Genomic DNA, 17,536 nt, shown 5'->3' on the forward strand with positions numbered 1-17,536 from the left:
CGCGGCCATGATTGCGGCGCACGCCTTCGTCGCTGGCGAAACCGAGCAGGGCGACGCCAGGCTGGCTGTCCGCGCTCAGGGCCTGAATGCGCTGATGCCAGCGCGGGCTGTCGGCTTCCGGGTCGACGCGGCCCTGCCAGAGGTCCATGGAGTTGCGATCAGCGTGCATGGGTATTGGCCTCTTTGCTGTAGCTAATGACGCCGCTGAAGATGCGCTGACGCAGCCGGCCCGGCTGGACTGCATAGGCCAACTCGGCAGGTTGCTGCACATCCCACAGGCACAGATCGGCGGGGGCCCCAACCTCGATCCGCCCCAGGTCAGGGCGGCCGAGGGCGCGGGCGGCATGGGTGGTCATACCGGCCAGGGCTTCGCGCGGGGTCAAACGGAACAGGGTGCAGGCCTGGTTAAGGGTCAGGGTCGGGAAACAGATCGGTGAGGTGCCGGGGTTGGCATCACTGGCCAGGGCCATCGGCACTTTGTGCTGACGCAGCAATGCAATGGGCGGCAACTGGGTTTCGCGCAGGGTATAAAAGGCCCCTGGCAACAGGGTGGCCACGGTGCCGGCAGCGGCCATGGCCTGCACCCCGGCCTCGTCGAGAAACTCGATATGGTCAGCCGACAGGCCCTGATAACGCGCGGCCAGGGCGCTGGCACCCTGATTGGACAGCTGCTCGGCGTGCACCTTGATCGGCAGGCCGTGACGTTGCGCAGCCTGAAATACCAACTCGCACTGCGCAGGGCTAAAGGCGATGTTTTCGCAGAACACATCCACCGCATCGACCAGGCCTTCGGCAACGGCCGCCGGGATCATCTCGTTGCACACCAGGGCGATATAACCATCGCTGTCGCCAGCGAACTCCGGCGGCAAGGCGTGGGCGCCGAGCAAGGTGGTGGTGATGCGCAGCGGCAACAACTCGCCGAGGCGGCGGGCGACGCGCAGCATCTTCAATTCATCAGCAGTGCTCAGGCCGTAGCCGGATTTGATTTCCAGGGTGGTCACGCCGTCGTCCAGCAGCGCCTGCAAACGCGGCAGACTCTGCGCCAGCAACTCGTCCTCGCTGGCCGCGCGAGTGGCGCGCACGGTGCTGAGGATGCCGCCGCCGGCCTTGGCGATCTCGGCGTAGCTGGCACCTTCGAGGCGCTGTTCGAATTCAGCGGCGCGGTTGCCGGCGTACACCAGGTGCGTGTGGCAATCCACCAGGCCCGGGGTCATCACCCCGCCACGCCCGGCTTCGACCGCGCCCTCAGCCATAGCTTCAGGAAACGCGCTGGTTGGCCACATGCCGGCTACCTTGCCATCCGCCACCAGCAGATTGATCGGCTCAGCCAGCGTCGTCAGGCCATCAAAGAGGCAGAGCTCACGCCAAAGCAGGCGCGGGGCGGACGGGGACATGGGACTCTCCTTGAGCGAACTTGTATATACAATAGAATTCGACCCTGCAGTCGTCAACCCCGTTCGTCACCGAAAAATCACTGCCGTGCTACAACCGTCATATGCCCGCGCTAAGGCATAACCAAAGAATCACCGAGATAGACGGCGCATGCTGTTCAGCAGCAAAGTCCAACAGCAGACGAACGGCAGCGCTCGGCTGGCCCAGCCTCTGGGCAGCCGCAAAACGTTAATGTATATACATATGCAAACAGCCTGTATGAGCAACCGCCGTGAGCATCCGTATTATCGACAGCAGCACCGCCCGCCAACTGCCGTGGAAGAACGGCAAGGGCGTGACCCTAGAACTGGCCATCGCACCGCCTGACGCGGGCCTAAGCAACTTTGAGTGGCGTATCAGCAGCGCGCGGGTGGAAAGCGCCGCCCCCTTCTCTCATTACCCCGGCATCGACCGTAGCCTGGGCCTGCTCAGCGGCGCGGGCCTGCGCCTGAATCTGCCCGAGCAGATCAGCCTCGAGCTCGATAGCCACACCCCGGTGGTGGCTTTTCCCGGCGAGCTGGATGTGCAGGCCGAACTGCTTGATGGTCCGGTGCAGGACTTCAATCTGATGAGCCGTCGTAACAGCTGGCAGCACCGCCTGGAATACCGCGAACTGCAGGGCCAGCAGTGGCTCGACAGCAGCGCCGTACTGTTTATCTACTGCTGCAGCGGCGCAGGCCTGACGTGCACCAGGGCCGACACCGCACCCGTGAGCCTGAACGCCGGGCAAGGCTTGCTGTTGGAAGACGAAGCCGGCCCCTGGCGGCTGACCAGCCATGGCCGCAGCGGCCTCTACCTGGCGCGACTGGAGCCGGCCAGCGCCGGGCAGGAAGCCATTGATCTGCTAAGCGACAACTGGATTTAGCGCCAGGCAAACCCAGGCCCTTAAACGCAAAAGCCCCGGCACTGGGCCGGGGCTCTGCTTTACAACAAAGGCCGTTAGAACTGTGCGGCGTCAAGCAGATACAGCGACTCGCTACCAGCTTTAACCGAAGCAGTCAGCGAGTGGATACGCGGCAGCAGGCGGGCGAAGAAGAAGCGCGCGGTGCCCAGTTTGCTCACGTAGAACTCGTCCTGATCCTGCTTGGCCAGGGCGGTGCGTGCCATCAGGGCCCACATATAGGCGTAGGCGGTGTAACCGAACACCTGCAGGTACTCGACCGAGGCAGCGCCGACTTCGTTCGGGTTGGCCTTGGCGCGTTCCAGCAGATCGCTGGTCATCAGTTCCAGGTTGGCGATGGCGCCTTTCAGCGGCTCGATAAACTCGGCCAGGCTACTGTCGGCGGAATCGGTGAAGGCTTTGATCTCTTCAGCGAAGTGCTTGTAGAACGCGCCGCCGCTGCCAACCACTTTACGGCCGACCAAGTCGAGCGCCTGGATGCCGTTGGTACCTTCGTAGATCTGGGTGATGCGGCAGTCGCGGATCAGCTGCTCCTGGCCCCACTCACGGATATAACCGTGGCCGCCGAAAATCTGCTGGCCATGGGTGGTGGTTTCCAGCGCCATATCGGTGAGGAAGGCTTTGGCTACCGGGGTCAGCAAAGCCACCAGCTCTTCCGCGCGCTTGCGGGTGGCGGCATCTTCGCTGTACTTGGCGGTGTCGAGTTGCATGGCCACGTAGCTGGAGAAGGCACGGCCGCCTTCGTTCAGCGCTTTCATGGTCAGCAGCATGCGACGCACGTCCGGGTGCACGATGATCGGGTCGGCGGCTTTGTCCTTGGCTACCGGGCCGGTCGGCGCGCGGCTCTGGATACGGTCGCGGGCGTATTCCACGGCGTTCTGGTAGCTGCGCTCGCCCAGGGACAAGCCCTGGATACCTACACCCAGACGCTCGTAGTTCATCATGGTGAACATCGCGGCGAGGCCCTTGTTCGGCGCATCGACGATCCAGCCGGTAGCGCCGTCGAAGTTCATCACGCAAGTGGCCGAGGCCTTGATGCCCATCTTGTGCTCGATGGAGCCGCAGGACAGGCTGTTCTGCTCGCCCAGGGAACCGTCGGCATTGACCATAAACTTCGGCACCAGGAACAGCGAGATGCCTTTCGGGCCCGCTGGGGCGTCCGGCAGCTTGGCCAGTACCAGGTGAATGATGTTCTCGGTCAGGTCGTGCTCGCCGCCTGTAATAAAGATCTTGGTACCGGACACCTTGAAGCTGCCATCAGCCTGTGGCTCGGCCTTGGTGCGGATAATGCCTAAGTCGGTGCCGGCATGCGGCTCGGTCAGGCACATGGAGCCCGCCCAGACACCGGAATACATGTTCGGCAGGTATTTCTCTTTCAGCTCTTCGCTGGCGTGGGCGTTGATCGACAGGCAGGCACCGGCGGTCAGCATCGGGTACAGGCCGAACGACAGGTTGGCCGAGTTGACCATTTCCTCGACCTGGGCCGAGATCGCCTTGGGCATGCCCATGCCGCCGAATACCGGATCACCACCAACGCCCACCCAGCCGCCTTCGGCGTAGGTTTTGTAGGCATCCGGGAAGCCGGCTGGAGTTTTCACCGAGCCGCCTACCCAGGAGCAGCCTTCTTCGTCGCCACTGCGGTTCAGTGGGGCGATCACGCCGCCGGTGACCTTGCCGGCTTCTTCGAGAATGGCCGCTGCAGTGTCTTCATCAACCACTTCAGCCAGGGCCGGCAACTGGGCCCACAGCTTGGAAACTTCAAACACTTCATTGAGCACGAAGCGCATATCGCGCAGGGGAGCTTTGTAGTCAGCCATGGGGCAATTCCTCGAACGAGCAGCAGATGTGAAGCAGTAGGTGTAAAGATGTACGCGGAGTCTAACCGAACAACTTTTTAGACACATAGCGTCGCGTCGTGACCAAATGGTCACCATTCGTTTGTTAGGCTAACGAGCGCCTTAATAACAGCAAAACCCGCCGGGTGGCGGGCTTTGCCTGGGTTACAACCGCCTGTCAGAGGGCGAAGTGTTCCGCCGGCAAACGCATCAGGCATTCGCTGCCTGCCTCGGCACCGGCCAGGTGGGTGGCAGTACGCGGCAACAGGCGCTTGAAGTAGAACTCGCAGGTCGCCAACTTGGCCTGGTAGAACGCCGCCTCGCCGGCGCCCGCCGTCAGCTTCTGCTCGGCCACCAGGGCCATGCGCAGCCAGAAGTACGCCAGGGTGATGTATCCGGAGTACATCAGGTAATCCACCGACGCCGCGCCGACTTCGTCCGGATTCTTCATCGCCGCCATGCCGATCTTCTGGGTCAGCGCGCCCCACTGCTGGTTGAGCGTCGCCAGTTGCGCGACATACCCCTTGAGCTGCGGATGCTCGGCCTGGGCCTCGCAGAACTTGTGGACGACCTTGGTAAAGCCGCGCAGCAACTTGCCCTGGCTACCGAGCACCTTGCGCCCGAGCAGGTCGAGGGCCTGGATGCCGTTGGTGCCTTCATAGATAGGCGCAATGCGGCAGTCACGGACCAGCTGCTCCATGCCCCACTCGCGGATAAAACCATGGCCGCCGAACACCTGCATGCCGTGGTTGGTCACCTCCAGGCCGGTCTCGGTCATAAAGGCTTTGCAGATCGGCGTGAGGAAGGCCAGCAGGTTCTCTGCCTCTTCACGCTGCTCTGCGCTGTTGCCGCGATGCGCCTGGTCGATCAGTTGCGCGGTGAAATAGGCCAGCGCGCGATTGCCTTCGTTGAAGGCCTTCATGGTCAGCAGCATGCGTCGCACATCGGGGTGCACGATGATCGGGTCGGCGGCTTTATCCGGCGCTTTTGGCCCGGTCAGCGCACGCATCTGCAGACGCTCAGTGGCGTACTTGATCGCGCCCTGGAAACTGGTCTCGCCGAGACACAAACCCTGCATGCCGGTGCCCAGGCGCGCGTGGTTCATCATGGTGAACATGCAGTTGAGGCCCTTGTTGGCCTCGCCGATCAGGTAGCCAGTGGCGCTGTCGAAGTTCATCACGCAGGTGGCCGAGGCCTTGATGCCCATCTTGTGTTCGATCGAGCCGCAGCTGACGCCATTGCGCTCCCCTGCCTGACCTTCCCCGCTGGGCAGGAACTTGGGCACGATAAACAGCGAGATGCCCTTGGTGCCAGCCGGCGCATCGGGCAGCTTGGCCAGCACCAGATGAACGATGTTCTCGCTCATATCGTGCTCGCCGGCAGAGATAAAGATCTTGCTGCCGCTGACCGCGTAGCTGCCGTCGGCCTGGGGCACAGCGCGGGTCTTGATCAGACCCAGGTCGGTGCCGCAATGAGCTTCGGTCAGGCACATGGTGCCGGTCCAGCTGCCTTCGGTGAGTTTGCTCAGGTAGGTCTGCTTCTGCGCTTCAGAGCCGTGGGCGTGGATCGCCGACATCGCGCCATGGGTCAGACCGGGGTACATGCCCCAGGAGGTGTTGCTGGCGCCGACCATTTCGCCGATCAGCAAGCCGAGGGAATGCGGCAGGCCTTGGCCGCCGTAGGCCGGGTCCGCAGCCAGGCCATTCCAGCCGCCCTCAACGTACTGGGCAAAGGCTTCCTTGAAGCCCTTGGGTGTGGTCACCACGCCGTCATTGATCTGACATTCCTCTTCATCGCCGGAGCGGTTCAGCGGGGCCAGCACCTGCTCGCAGAACTTCGCACCTTCGGCAAGAATCGCGCTGACCATATCCGGGGTGGCGTCGCTGGCACCCATCGCGGCGTAGCCAGCATGAAAGTCGAAGACCTCGTCGATCAGAAAGTGCATATCGCGCAGGGGGGCTTTGTACTCGGGCATGCTGGCATCTCCGTCAGCTAGAGCGTGGATTAGCCCCCTACGCTACGGCTCACGCGCCGCCTCAACAATCACAGTGCAAATGCTGAATACACTGCCATTCGCCGGCAGTCTTAACCCCGCGCGGTATCCAGCTTGACCGCCCCGCGCCGCTGGCCATAACTGCGCACGCAGTTACGCCCGGCACTCTTGGCGTTATACAGCGCCTGGTCGGCGGCCTTGAGCACCTCTTCCGGGCTGCGCTGCTCCAGCCCGCGCTCGGCCACGCCCATGCTGACCGTCACCGACACCTGATTGGCCGCGCTGCCGGCCCGCCGCGCCCTGCCCTGTTTATCGTCCTGCGGGCGCTGCTGCTTGTCGCGCAGTTGAATGCGGTAGACCTCGATGGCCTGACGCACCACCTCGAGGTGCGGCAGACACTCGTCAAGCGTCTTGCCGGGGAACACCAAGGTGAATTCCTCGCCGCCATAACGGTAGGCCTTGCCCCCGCCGCCGATCTTGCGCAGCTGAGCCGCGACCAGACGCAGCACCTGATCGCCGACATCGTGGCCGTGGGTGTCGTTGAATTTCTTGAAGTGATCGACATCGGCCATGGCGATCACATAACTGCGACCCAGACGCTGCAGGCGTTCATTCAATGCGCGGCGCCCCGGCAGGCCGGTAAGTTCGTCACGGAAGGCCATCTGATAGGCCTCGTGCGCCACGGCGGCAACCAGGATCAGCATGATCTGGCTGCTCATCACATTCAGCGCATTAGGCAGAATAAAAGTGTTCGGCAGCATCCACAGCAGGCCGCATAGCCCCAGCAGCTGGGCTGCATGCAGCGGCCGTGGCGCGCGCAAGTACTGCACCAGCAGCAGAATCAGACCGAGGAAAAATACCGGATAGGCCAGCTGCACCAGCGCCAGCCACTCGACCTGCAGCGCCGGCCAGCGCACCAGCGACAACCAGTGCAGCAATGCTTCGGGATAACGCTGTGCCAGGCCCGCCGCCACCGCACCGACTGCCAGCAGAACTGCGGCCCGAGCGATCAGGTCCTGCAGCAGATGGGTACGTTCCTGCCAGGCGGCATACAGGCTATAGAGCAGCGGCAGCAGCAGGCTGCATAGATGAAAGATCAGAGCTGCATCGCTGCGCACTTGCCCCGAGGCGCGAAAATGATCGACCTGGGTATCGAGCAGAAAGTAGCCGAGGTACAGCGTCAGCAGCAGAAACACCTCGCGCTGACGGCCATACACCAAACAGAACGCCCCGCCGAGCAACAGCAGCAGGGTTGGCAGCACATTGAACAGCGAGGTGAAAAACTCGCTCAGCACCGCCAGCCGCGCCAATAGCAAGCCGCTGATTAGAAGCAGCAGTGAAGGCAGAAAATGGCTGAAGCGCACAGCAGCAAGACGCGACAAGACGGGCTCCACACAGCGATGAAAAGTGGATAACGTCGCGCAGTTTGCATGTAAAGAGAGTGTTTCGCACGGAACCTGACAGGCAATTCGACAAGTTGCCTGGGACTTTTAATTCGACATAAAAAAACCGCCACCCCAAGGGGCAGCGGTTTTTTTGACCTGGAAAGGACTAAGGCTTAGTAGCCCAGGGCGAAGTCTTCTTCGGCCATGTCCATCAGGTTGTTGGCGCCAGACAGCATGGCTTCAACGTGCGCACGGGTACGCGGCAGGATACGAGCGAAGTAGAAGTTGGCAGTCTGCAGCTTGGCTTTGTAGAAAGCCGCGTCTTCAGCGCCAGCAGCAATCTTCTCGGCAGCCAGGCGAGCCATGTCAGCCCAGAAGTAAGCCAGGCAGACGTAACCGGAGTACATCAGGTAATCCACCGAAGCGGCACCGACTTCTTCACGGTCTTTCATGGCGGCCATGCCCACTTTCATGGTGATGTCGCCCCACTCCTTGTTCAGCTTGGCCAGCGGTGCAACCAGCGCTTTGACAGCGTCGTTGCCTTCGTTGGCCTGGCAGAACTTGTGCACGATCTTGGTGAAGCCTTTCAGCGCTTCGCCTTGAGTCTGCAGCACTTTACGGCCCAGCAGGTCGAGTGCCTGGATACCGGTGGTGCCTTCGTACAGCATGGAGATACGGCTGTCGCGAACGTTCTGCTCCATGCCCCACTCGGCGATAAAGCCGTGGCCGCCATAGATCTGTACGCCGTGGTTGGCGGCTTCGAAGCCAACTTCGGTCATGAATGCTTTAGCGATCGGAGTGAGGAAAGCCAGCAGTGCGTCGGCTTGCTTCTTCTCGGCTTCGTCCTGGCTGTACTTGACGATGTCGACCTGCTTGGCAGTGAAGTACACCATCGCACGGTTACCTTCAGCGAAGGCTTTCATGGTCAGCAGCATGCGACGTACGTCCGGGTGGACGATGATCGGGTCAGCGGCTTTTTCCGGCGCTTTCGGGCCAGTCAGAGCACGCATCTGCAGACGCTCACGAGCGTACTTCAGGCCACCCTGGAAACCGATTTCGGCGTGAGCCAGACCTTGCAGAGCAGTACCCAGGCGGGCAGTGTTCATAAAGGTGAACATGCAGTTCAGGCCTTTGTTGGCTGGGCCGATCAGGTAACCGGTGGCGCCGTCAAAGTTCATTACGCAGGTGGCGTTACCGTGGATACCCATCTTGTGCTCGAGCGAGCCACAGGAAACGGCGTTGCGCGAACCGATGCTGCCGTCAGCGTTGACCGAGAACTTCGGCACGATAAACAGCGAGATGCCTTTGGTGCCTTGTGGCGCGTCGGGCAGGCGGGCCAGCACGATGTGGACGATGTTATCGGCCATGTCGTGTTCACCAGCGGAGATAAAGATCTTGGTGCCGGAAACCTTGTACGAGCCATCAGCCTGCGGCTCGGCCTTGGTACGCAGCATGCCCAGGTCGGTACCACAATGCGGCTCGGTCAGGCACATGGTGCCGGTCCACTCGCCGGATACCAGCTTGGTCAGGTAGGTGTGCTTCTGGTCGTCGGTGCCGTGCTCGGAGATGGTGTTCATCGCACCGTGCGAAAGGCCTGGGTACATGCCCCACGACCAGTTCGAGGTACCAACCATTTCGCTGATTGCCAGACCCAGGGACTCAGGCAGGCCTTGGCCGCCGTGGTCAACGTCGTGGGCCAGGCTCGGCCAGCCGCCTTCAACGAACTGCTGATAGGCCTCTTTGAAGCCGGTAGGGGTTTTCACGCCTTCCGGGGACCAGGTGCAACCTTCGGTGTCACCTACACGGTTCAGCGGAGACAGCACTTGCTCACAGAACTTGGCGCCTTCTTCAAGGATGGCGCTGACCATGTCCGGAGTAGCGTCCTGGCAGCCAGGCAGGCTCTGATAATGCGCTTCGTAGCCGAGCAGTTCGTCGCGTACGAAACGGATATCACGCAAGGGGGCCTTGTAATCAGGCATAGCGGTTAACCTCTGCGGTGGATTCTTAGTGTGTAGGTGACCGGATATTCGGTCGTTTTCGGGAGCAATCCCGGCGCTCGCCTGCCCCTTGGCAACCGAGCTAATCAAACAAGCGTTTGAAACATACGTTTATGCCTATTTAATGTCAAGCACCCCAAGCGCCGTTTAGGCCACCAGATCGACAACCGGGGCTGGCGCCTGCAAACCGCTGAGCTGCTTGTACAGATCAAGACTAGGTGGCGGCGGCAGATCCTGCCGAGCAGGCGCGACGGATTTATCTTCCTCGGCGGGTTCTTCCTCATCCTCCTTGCGCCGCTCGGCACGCGCTTCACTGGCAGCCTGCGCCTCACTGCTCTGTTGCTGCGCCAACTGGGCGCGCGCCTCGGACATTTGCGCCATGGCTTGCGCCGCCACCTGACGGTCTTGCGCAGACGGCTCGGCAGGCGCCAAGGCCGCGCGAATCACCACCTCCATCTTGCGCAAGGTGGCTTCGGGGTCGTTCGGGATCGGGCTGGTGTCGATGCCAACCTCACCGCCCACCGCATAGCGCTTGCCATCCGGACCACGTTCATAGGTGTAGCTCGGCGCGCCAGCGTAGCGGCCGCCCACGGCAGCGTGCGCCTGCTCGTGAGCGCGCACTTCCTGATCGCGGCTGACCAGCTTGGCGATTTCCAGTTGCTCAAGGCGCTGCTGCTGCGGGCTGGGTTCGCCTTCGCTGCTTTTGGCTTGACCGGGATTGGCCGAGGAATCGGCAGGTTTGTCCGCTTCTTCACGAGCAGAAGCCGATTGTTCATCAGCCAGCGGCTGGGCTGCGGTTACCGGCGCCTGGGCGGCGCGAGTGATATCGGGGGACACATCAGGGGAAACACTGGACGCAAGAGGCCGAGCCGGCAGTAGATTTGCTGCAGGCGCAGGGTAAGACGTTGCGCCGCCAATCTGCATGCAATGACTCCTCGCCCCTGACTGCTAAAACTCCGCAACAGAGCCGGACTACGCTCGGGGCAAGCGTATCAAGCCGTGGTATCGATCAAGGTGCCCAGCACCTCATCGGCAGTTTTCACCACCTTGGCACCCGCTTCCGCCTCATTCTGACCTTGGCGCAGAGCGACCAAGCTTTCCGCCAGATCGGGACGCGTCTGCTCAGCTGAGCTGGGGGAAGGGTTGACCTGATTGGCCGGCGGCGTGGAGGTCGGCTGTTGCGGTTGAGTAACCGCATTGCTGGCGATATCCGCTGCCGCCTGATCGACCCGGCGCTGGCCGGACTGAATGGTGCTGATGCCCGAATTGAAGGCGCTTCCAGAAATTTCCATGCCCAAGCTCCCGCTATGGCAAACCACTAACAGCTTCAATTGAAGCAGAAATTGCTCGAAAAACGTACAAGCAAAAGGCTATGGCCCTTGGCCTGCTTATAGCGTGCGGTGCAATAAATCGAGATCAAGATAGCCAGAAACCGCAGCCGGCGTGGCCTCGGCCAGGCGCGGCACATAGCCCAGACAAGGAGCCGGCAGACGTTCAGCCAGGGTCGCCAGGTTGTCGTGCAGGCGTGAGGTCTGCGGGTCGACCAGATTGGCTACCCAGCCGGCCAACTGCAGGCCGTCGCGCAGGATCGCCTCGACAGTGAGCAACGCCTGATTGATGCAGCCCAGTCGTACGCCGACCACCAGAATCACCGGCAACTGCAGGGCAATCGCCAGGTCCGAAAGCGCCGCATCCCCAGCCAGCGGCACGCGCCAACCGCCCGCGCCTTCGACCAGGGTAAAGTCCGCACGTTTATCCAGAATCGCCTGCACCGGCCCTTGCAACGCAGCAACATCCAGCAATACACCCGCCTCGCGCGCGGCCAGATGCGGGGCAATGGCCGGCTCGAATGCTAGCGGATTGACCTCGTCGTAGCGCAGCGCCAGGGTGCATTCGCCGAGCAGTGCCAGGGCGTCGTCGTTGCGCAGACCGTCCACTGTGCGCACACAGCCGGATGCCACTGGTTTAGCTGCAGCCGTGGACAAGCCGCTTAACCGCGCCGCATGCAGCAGGCCGGCGGCAATGGTGGTCTTGCCGATTTCTGTATCGGTGCCGGTAACAAAAAATGCTTGGCTCATAACGCTCTCTGACGAGGGGTAGTGGCGACGCTCTGGGGTAACTCAGGACCGCCGCGCTTATCTCAATCCTTACGCAGTACGCCGTAAACCACCTGATAGGTTGCCGGCAGGCCTTGTGGCTGGCGGAACTGTTCATAGGCATTGAGCAGCGCCAACATCCGCGCGCGCCCGGTCAAACCACCTGGCCGGCCGGGGTTGAGATTATGTGCACCGAGGGCTTTCAGCTCATGGGTCAGGCTGCGCACATCCGGGTAGTACAGGGCTTGCGGGGTGGTCTGCAGGCTCTGTCGCGTCAGGCCGCTACCGTCGCACAGGAGCTGATAGTCCTCAAAGCGCCGGAAGCGATTGACGTGGACAAAGCCATCCACTGCCTGCCAGCTGTCACGCAGCTCCTGCAGGGTGCCGACACATAGGCTGCTAAAGGCCAGCACGCCGCCAGGGCGCAGCACACGCTTGGCTTCGCTAAGCACGGCGGCAAAGTCTGCGCACCACTGCAACGCCAGACTGGAAAACAGTAGATCGCAAGACGCGCTTTGCAGCGGCAAACGCTCAGCATCGCCAGCAATAAACTGCTGCGCGCCGCCCAATGGCCGGGCGTGCTGCAACATACCTTCGGCGATATCCAGAGCTACGCCCTGGCTAGCCGGAAAACGCTCGCCCAAGGCGCGGCTGAAATAGCCGGTGCCGCAGCCCAGATCCAACCAACGCGCAGGGCTGACTGAGTCGGGCAACTGCGCCAGCAATTGCTGGCCAACATTGCGCTGCAAGGCGGCGACGCTGTCGTAGCTTTCCGCTGCGCGGGAGAACGACGCCGCCACCTGACGTTTATCCGGCAGGCCGCCGAGTGGATCATGGGCCAGATCAGTCATCACCGGCCTCATGCAGAAAAGCCTGAATCGCTGCGGCAATTTCATGCGGGCGTTCCAGGGCGAAGGCATGGCTGGCGTTATCAATCAGGCCAATTTCCACATCAGGCAACAGCGCCAGCAAGGCCTGCGCGGCACTCGCAGGAACCAGAGCATCCTGACCGGCGAACAGATGCAGCTGCGGGCCGACAAAGGCTTGCAGCGCCGCCCGCGTATCCAGGTTGGCGAGCAGATCCAGCCCGGCCAACAGAGTCGCGGACTGCGGCAACGGAGCCGCACCGAGCAACTGCCGCGACAGGCCGCGTGCATCCACCGCTCCTTGAGCGCAAAGCAGGGCAAAACGCTTCAGCGTAGCGGACGCATCGGCTGCGCAGCCCTGACGGAAAGCATTAAACGTTTCGGCCGGCATAGCCTCAGGCCAGCTTGGCTCAGCAACAAAACGCAGATTGCTGGCCAGTGTCAGCAAGCCGCTGCAACGTTCGCCACGGCGTGCCGCCAGTTCAGCGGCGAGCATGCCACCGAGGGACCAACCTCCAAGCCAGGCGTCCTGTGGCAGATTGGCGTCCAGTTCATCCAGCCAGTCGGCCGGGTCACTGGAAACCAACAAAGGCAGCGGTTCGATCTCGACATGTAAGCGTGGATCGAGGCCGCGCAAGGCTTCGGCCAGCGGCTGCAACGGTGCAATGCCCAGGCCCCAGCCGGGTAGCAGAATCAGCCGATCACGCATGGCCTGCGCCCTCGGCCGTCAACAATGGCCAGCATTCGGCCAGGGCTTCCAGCAGCAGTTCCAACTGTTCCAGGCTGTGGGAAGCGGATAGGGTCACGCGCAGGCGGGCACTGCCAGCCGGCACGGTGGGCGGGCGAATCGCGGTGACCAGCAGGCCGCGCTCGCGCAGCATTTGCGACAGCTGCATCGCACGTCCGCTGTCGCCAATCAGGATTGGTTGGATCGGCGTAGCACTGTCCATCAGTTCAAGACCGATAGCCTGCGCACCTTCGCGGAAGCGTTTGATCAGCGCCTGCAGATGCTCGCGGCGCCAGTGCTCGCTGCGCAGCAGCTCCAGGCTTTTCAGAGTGGCGCAGGCCAGCGCCGGCGGCTGGCTGGTGGTGTAGATATAAGGACGGGCGAACTGCACCAGGGTTTCGATCAGCTCCTCGCTGCCAGCGACAAAGGCGCCGGCGGTGCCGAAGGCCTTGCCCAAGGTACCGACCAGCACCTGCACGTCATTTACGCCCAGGCCGAAGTGCTCGACGATACCGCCGCCGGTCGCACCCAGCGGGCCGAAGCCGTGGGCATCATCAACCATCACCCAGGCGCCTTTCAGGCGCGCCTCACCACACAGCGCCGGCAGGTCGGCTAGGTCGCCATCCATGCTGAACACGCCGTCGGTCACCACCAGGGTATTGCCATTGGCCTTGCGCAGCCGACTCGACAGACTGACGGCATCGCTATGCAGATAGCGCGAGAAGCGCGCACCAGAAAGCAGCCCGGCATCCAGCAGCGAAGCGTGATTAAGGCGGTCTTCCAGCACCGTGTCATCACGGCCGACCAACGCGGTGACTGCGCCGAGGTTGGCCATATAACCGGTGGAAAAAAGCAGTGCGCGCGGCCGCCCGGTGAACTCGGCGAGGGCCTCTTCCAACTGGTGATGCGGGGTGCTATGGCCGATCACCAGATGGGAGGCGCCGCCGCCCACGCCCCATTTTTCGGCACCGGCGCGCCAGGCTTCGATCACCTGCGGGTGATTGGCCAGGCCCAGATAGTCGTTGGAACAGAAGGCTAGCAGTTGACGGCCGTCGACCGTAACCAGCGGCCCCTGCGGTGACTCAAGCAGGGGGCGTTGGCGATAGAGGTTGGCGGTGCGGCGCTCGGCAAGGCGAGAGGACAGATCGAAGCTCATGGCAGCCCGGTTGGCTTTTGTAGGAGCGAGCTTGCTCGCGATCAGCGGCAAACAAGATCGCCAGCAAGCTGGCTCCTACAGGTTCGAAGAAGTTAGACTGCGGCGTTATAGAACAGCTTGGAGTCGCGCTGCTCGACCAAGGCCTGCTCGATGGCTGCCTGGTGCACTTCGTCAGCATGTTCTTCGCGCTCTTCCGGCTTGATGCCGAGACGAGCGAATAGCTGCATGTCCTGATTGGCTTGCGGGTTGGCAGTGGTCAGCAGTTTTTCGCCGTAGAAGATCGAGTTGGCACCGGCGAAGAACGCCAGAGCCTGCATCTGCTCGTTCATCGCCTCGCGGCCGGCGGATAGGCGCACATGCGACTGCGGCATCATGATCCGCGCGACGGCGAGCATGCGGATAAAGTCGAAGGGATCGACGTCCTGCTCATCGGCCAGCGGCGTGCCTTTGACTTTCACCAGCATGTTGATCGGCACCGACTCTGGATGCTCCGGCAGGTTGGCCAGCTGGATCAGCAGGCCGGCGCGGTCGTCCAGCGACTCGCCCATGCCAAGGATGCCGCCGGAGCAGATCTTCATCCCCGAATCACGCACATAGGCCAGGGTTTCCAGGCGATCGGCGTAGGTGCGGGTGGTGATGATATTGCCGTAGAACTCCGGCGAGGTATCCAGGTTGTGGTTGTAGTAGTCGAGGCCGGCAGCGGCCAGGGCCTGAGTCTGCTCTTTATCCAGCTTGCCCAGAGTCATGCAGGTTTCCAGGCCCAGGGCTTTAACGCCCTCAACCATTTTCAGCACGTAGGGCATGTCCTTGGCCGACGGATGCTTCCACGCCGCACCCATGCAGAAGCGGGTGGAGCCTATGGCCTTGGCCTCGGCGGCCGCCTCCAGCACCTTCTGCACTTCCAGCAGTTTTTCCTTCTCCAGACCGGTGTTGTAGTGGCCGGATTGCGGGCAGTACTTGCAGTCTTCCGGACAGGCGCCCGTCTTGATCGACAGCAGGGTCGAGACCTGCACGCGGTTCTGGTCGAAATGCGCGCGGTGCACGGTTTGTGCGGCGAACAGCAGATCGTTAAACGGTTGCTCGAAGAGCGCCTTGACCTCGGAAAGGGTCCAGTCGTGACGCAGGTTGGCGGCGGTGGTTGCGCTCATCGGTAATTCCTTATTGTTGGCTACGCCCTGCTAGATTCAGCGGACGCGACACGGATGTTCGGCATAGTTATGGAAGGCGTATGCGCTGTCAACCCAACCAGCGACACCAGGTTTACAACTGGCTAAAAAACAAACAAACCTGTTTGCTCTGCGATGAAGCCGCAGACGCCGAGCTGGCCATCTGTAGCAACTGCGAAGCCGAGCTGCCCTGGCTCGGCGGGCATTGCCAGGTCTGCGCCCTGCCGCTGCCCAGCCAAGGCTTGGTTTGCGGGGCCTGCCTGAAGAAGCCGCCGAGTTTTAGCAAAGTTGAAGTGCCCTGGCGCTACGCCTTCCCCATCGACAGCCTGATCACCCGGTTCAAGCATCAGGCCAAGTGGCCATTGGGACGTCTGCTCGGCGAGCTTTTGTCACACCATCTGCAACATGCCTTCGATGAAGGGCTGCCGCGCCCAGACCTGCTGCTGCCCGTACCACTGGCGGACCCGCGCCAACGCCAGCGCGGTTTCAACCAGGCCAACCTGCTCTGTGAATGGTTAAGCCCTCTGCTGCAACTGCCGCTGCAGAAAGACTGGCTGCAGCGAATTATCGACACACCGGCGCAACAGCAGCTGGATGCGGCCACCCGTAAACGCAACCTGCGCAAGGCCTTTGCCCTGGCACCGAACAGTGCAGTCAGCGGCATACATCTGGCACTGGTCGATGATGTACTGACCACCGGCGCCACCGCCGAAAGCCTGGCGCGTCTATTAAAGAAGGCCGGCGCAGCGCGGGTTGATGTGTACTGCCTGGCGCGCACGCCCAAGCCAGGCGACTGAGTAATTAGTTGCAGGAAAGAGCCTGTTCAAAGGCTCGCGAGCTAGAGCCATGCAAGGCAAAAACAGGCGAGGAAGCGGAGTTTACTGGTGTAAATGAGCATTCCGAGCCTGTTTTTAACGCAGCAGGGCCGACGCGCAGCAGACTTTGGACAGGCTCTAAGCGGTACACTTTGCGGCCCACCTGCTGGAGTCACCCATGTCCCATCCATTTGCCGCACTCACACCCGACCTGGTGCTGGATGCCGTGGAGAGCATCGGCTACCTCAGCGACGCCCGCGTACTGGCGCTGAACAGCTATGAAAATCGCGTCTACCAGGTGGGCATTGAGGACGAAACGCCGCTGATCGCCAAGTTCTATCGCCCGGACCGCTGGACCGATGAAGCGATTCGCGAGGAGCACAGCTTCACCTTCGAGCTGGCCGAATGCGAAGTACCGGTGGTTGCGCCACTGGTGCGCGACGGCGAAACCCTGTTCAGTTACCAGGGCTTTCGCTTCGCCCTGTTTCCGCGCCGTGGCGGCCGAGCGCCGGAGCCTGGCAACCTCGACCAACTGTATCGCCTCGGCCAGCTGCTCGGCCGCCTGCATGCGGTCGGCTCACTCAAGCCGTTTGCCCACCGTGAAGCTCTGCAGGTGAGCAACTTCGGCCATGCATCGCTGGCCACCCTGCTCGAGGGCAACTTTATTCCGCGCAGCCTGCTGCCGGCCTACGAGTCGGTGGCGCGGGATCTGCTCAAGCGCCTGGATGTGCTGTTCGCCGCCCACCCGGTGCAGGCGATTCGTCTGCATGGCGACTGCCACCCAGGCAACCTGCTGTGCCGCGACGACACCTTCCATATGGTCGACCTCGACGATTGCCGCATGGGCCCGGCGGTGCAGGATTTGTGGATGATGCTGGCTGGCGACCGCCACGAACGCCTCGGCCAGCTCTCGGAGTTGATGGATGGTTATCAGGAGTTTCACGACTTCAACCCGCGCGAGCTGCCGCTGATCGAAGGCCTGCGTACGCTGCGCCTGATGCATTACAGCGCCTGGCTGGCGCGGCGCTGGGACGACCCGGCCTTCCCCATGAGTTTCCCCTGGTTTGGCAGCGAGCGTTACTGGGGCGAGCAGATCCTGATCCTGCGCGAGCAGTTGTCGGCGCTGGATGAAGAGCCGCTAAAGCTGTTCTAAACCGGCAACACCTCT

15 protein-coding genes and 1 pseudogene are annotated in these 17,536 nt (G+C 62.2%); 3 read left to right on the forward strand and 13 right to left on the reverse strand.

Annotation, left to right across the window (positions count from 1 at the left end):
• Both ACQ4LH_RS17395 and hutI read right to left on the reverse strand, forming a co-directional pair.
• A pseudogene (locus ACQ4LH_RS17395) lies at positions 1 to 169 on the reverse strand (formimidoylglutamase); the annotation flags it as partial.
• Positions 159 to 1,394: an imidazolonepropionase gene (gene hutI / locus ACQ4LH_RS17400; RefSeq protein WP_430698363.1), complete on the reverse strand. Its 1,236-nt coding sequence runs from the start codon at positions 1,392 to 1,394 to the stop codon at positions 159 to 161. The gene hutI and the pseudogene ACQ4LH_RS17395, both read right to left, overlap by 11 nt.
• A gap of 269 nt (positions 1,395 to 1,663) precedes the next feature.
• Between hutI and ACQ4LH_RS17405 the strand changes: the two genes are divergently transcribed.
• Positions 1,664 to 2,296, forward strand: coding sequence for a HutD/Ves family protein (locus tag ACQ4LH_RS17405; protein WP_430698364.1), 633 nt, complete (start codon positions 1,664 to 1,666; stop codon positions 2,294 to 2,296).
• Positions 2,297 to 2,370: 74 nt separating this feature from the next.
• On the opposite strand, the gene ACQ4LH_RS17410 is transcribed toward ACQ4LH_RS17405, so the two are convergent.
• From ACQ4LH_RS17410 to bioB, 11 genes are all read right to left on the reverse strand, one after another.
• Entirely contained in the window at positions 2,371 to 4,149 is a 1,779-nt protein-coding gene (locus tag ACQ4LH_RS17410; RefSeq protein WP_430698365.1) for an acyl-CoA dehydrogenase C-terminal domain-containing protein, read from the reverse strand.
• A 196-nt stretch (positions 4,150 to 4,345) separates the two neighbouring features.
• Complete coding sequence (locus tag ACQ4LH_RS17415; protein ID WP_430698366.1) at positions 4,346 to 6,142, reverse strand: acyl-CoA dehydrogenase C-terminal domain-containing protein; 1,797 nt, start codon at positions 6,140 to 6,142, stop codon at positions 4,346 to 4,348.
• 110 nt (positions 6,143 to 6,252) lie between these two features.
• Positions 6,253 to 7,542 (reverse strand): diguanylate cyclase, encoded by a 1,290-nt coding sequence (locus ACQ4LH_RS17420; protein ID WP_430698367.1) that lies wholly within the window; start codon positions 7,540 to 7,542, stop codon positions 6,253 to 6,255.
• 176 nt (positions 7,543 to 7,718) lie between these two features.
• Positions 7,719 to 9,524 carry a phenylacyl-CoA dehydrogenase gene (locus ACQ4LH_RS17425; protein WP_430698368.1) on the reverse strand — a complete coding sequence of 602 codons (1,806 nt, stop codon included), beginning with the start codon at positions 9,522 to 9,524 and terminating at the stop codon, positions 7,719 to 7,721.
• Positions 9,525 to 9,689: 165 nt separating this feature from the next.
• Entirely contained in the window at positions 9,690 to 10,379 is a 690-nt protein-coding gene (locus tag ACQ4LH_RS17430) for a putative metalloprotease CJM1_0395 family protein (RefSeq protein ID WP_430698369.1), read from the reverse strand.
• Between the two features lie 155 nt (positions 10,380 to 10,534).
• A complete protein-coding gene (locus ACQ4LH_RS17435) occupies positions 10,535 to 10,834 on the reverse strand; it encodes a hypothetical protein (protein ID WP_430698370.1) in 300 nt (99 codons plus the stop codon).
• A 96-nt stretch (positions 10,835 to 10,930) separates the two neighbouring features.
• The gene (gene bioD / locus ACQ4LH_RS17440) at positions 10,931 to 11,620 is read right to left on the reverse strand and encodes a dethiobiotin synthase (protein WP_430698371.1); all 690 of its coding nucleotides are present in this window, start codon (positions 11,618 to 11,620) and stop codon (positions 10,931 to 10,933) included.
• A gap of 62 nt (positions 11,621 to 11,682) precedes the next feature.
• Positions 11,683 to 12,489 (reverse strand): malonyl-ACP O-methyltransferase BioC, encoded by an 807-nt coding sequence (gene bioC / locus ACQ4LH_RS17445; RefSeq protein ID WP_430698372.1) that lies wholly within the window; start codon positions 12,487 to 12,489, stop codon positions 11,683 to 11,685.
• A complete protein-coding gene (locus ACQ4LH_RS17450; RefSeq protein WP_430698373.1) occupies positions 12,482 to 13,213 on the reverse strand; it encodes an alpha/beta fold hydrolase in 732 nt (243 codons plus the stop codon). The genes bioC and ACQ4LH_RS17450 overlap by 8 nt, the downstream gene beginning before the upstream one ends.
• Positions 13,206 to 14,387 carry an 8-amino-7-oxononanoate synthase gene (gene bioF / locus ACQ4LH_RS17455; RefSeq protein ID WP_430698374.1) on the reverse strand — a complete coding sequence of 394 codons (1,182 nt, stop codon included), beginning with the start codon at positions 14,385 to 14,387 and terminating at the stop codon, positions 13,206 to 13,208. The genes ACQ4LH_RS17450 and bioF overlap by 8 nt, the downstream gene beginning before the upstream one ends.
• Before the next feature lie 92 nt (positions 14,388 to 14,479).
• Positions 14,480 to 15,535 (reverse strand): biotin synthase BioB, encoded by a 1,056-nt coding sequence (gene bioB / locus ACQ4LH_RS17460; RefSeq protein ID WP_430698375.1) that lies wholly within the window; start codon positions 15,533 to 15,535, stop codon positions 14,480 to 14,482.
• 80 nt (positions 15,536 to 15,615) lie between these two features.
• Between bioB and ACQ4LH_RS17465 the strand changes: the two genes are divergently transcribed.
• Both ACQ4LH_RS17465 and ACQ4LH_RS17470 read left to right on the forward strand, forming a co-directional pair.
• Positions 15,616 to 16,350: a ComF family protein gene (locus ACQ4LH_RS17465; protein ID WP_430698376.1), complete on the forward strand. Its 735-nt coding sequence runs from the start codon at positions 15,616 to 15,618 to the stop codon at positions 16,348 to 16,350.
• Between the two features lie 196 nt (positions 16,351 to 16,546).
• A complete protein-coding gene (locus ACQ4LH_RS17470; protein ID WP_430698377.1) occupies positions 16,547 to 17,521 on the forward strand; it encodes a serine/threonine protein kinase in 975 nt (324 codons plus the stop codon).
• Positions 17,522 to 17,536 lie beyond the last annotated feature (15 nt).

This window comes from Pseudomonas peli (genome assembly GCF_050563605.1).
Taxonomy (GTDB): domain Bacteria; phylum Pseudomonadota; class Gammaproteobacteria; order Pseudomonadales; family Pseudomonadaceae; genus Aquipseudomonas; species Aquipseudomonas peli_A.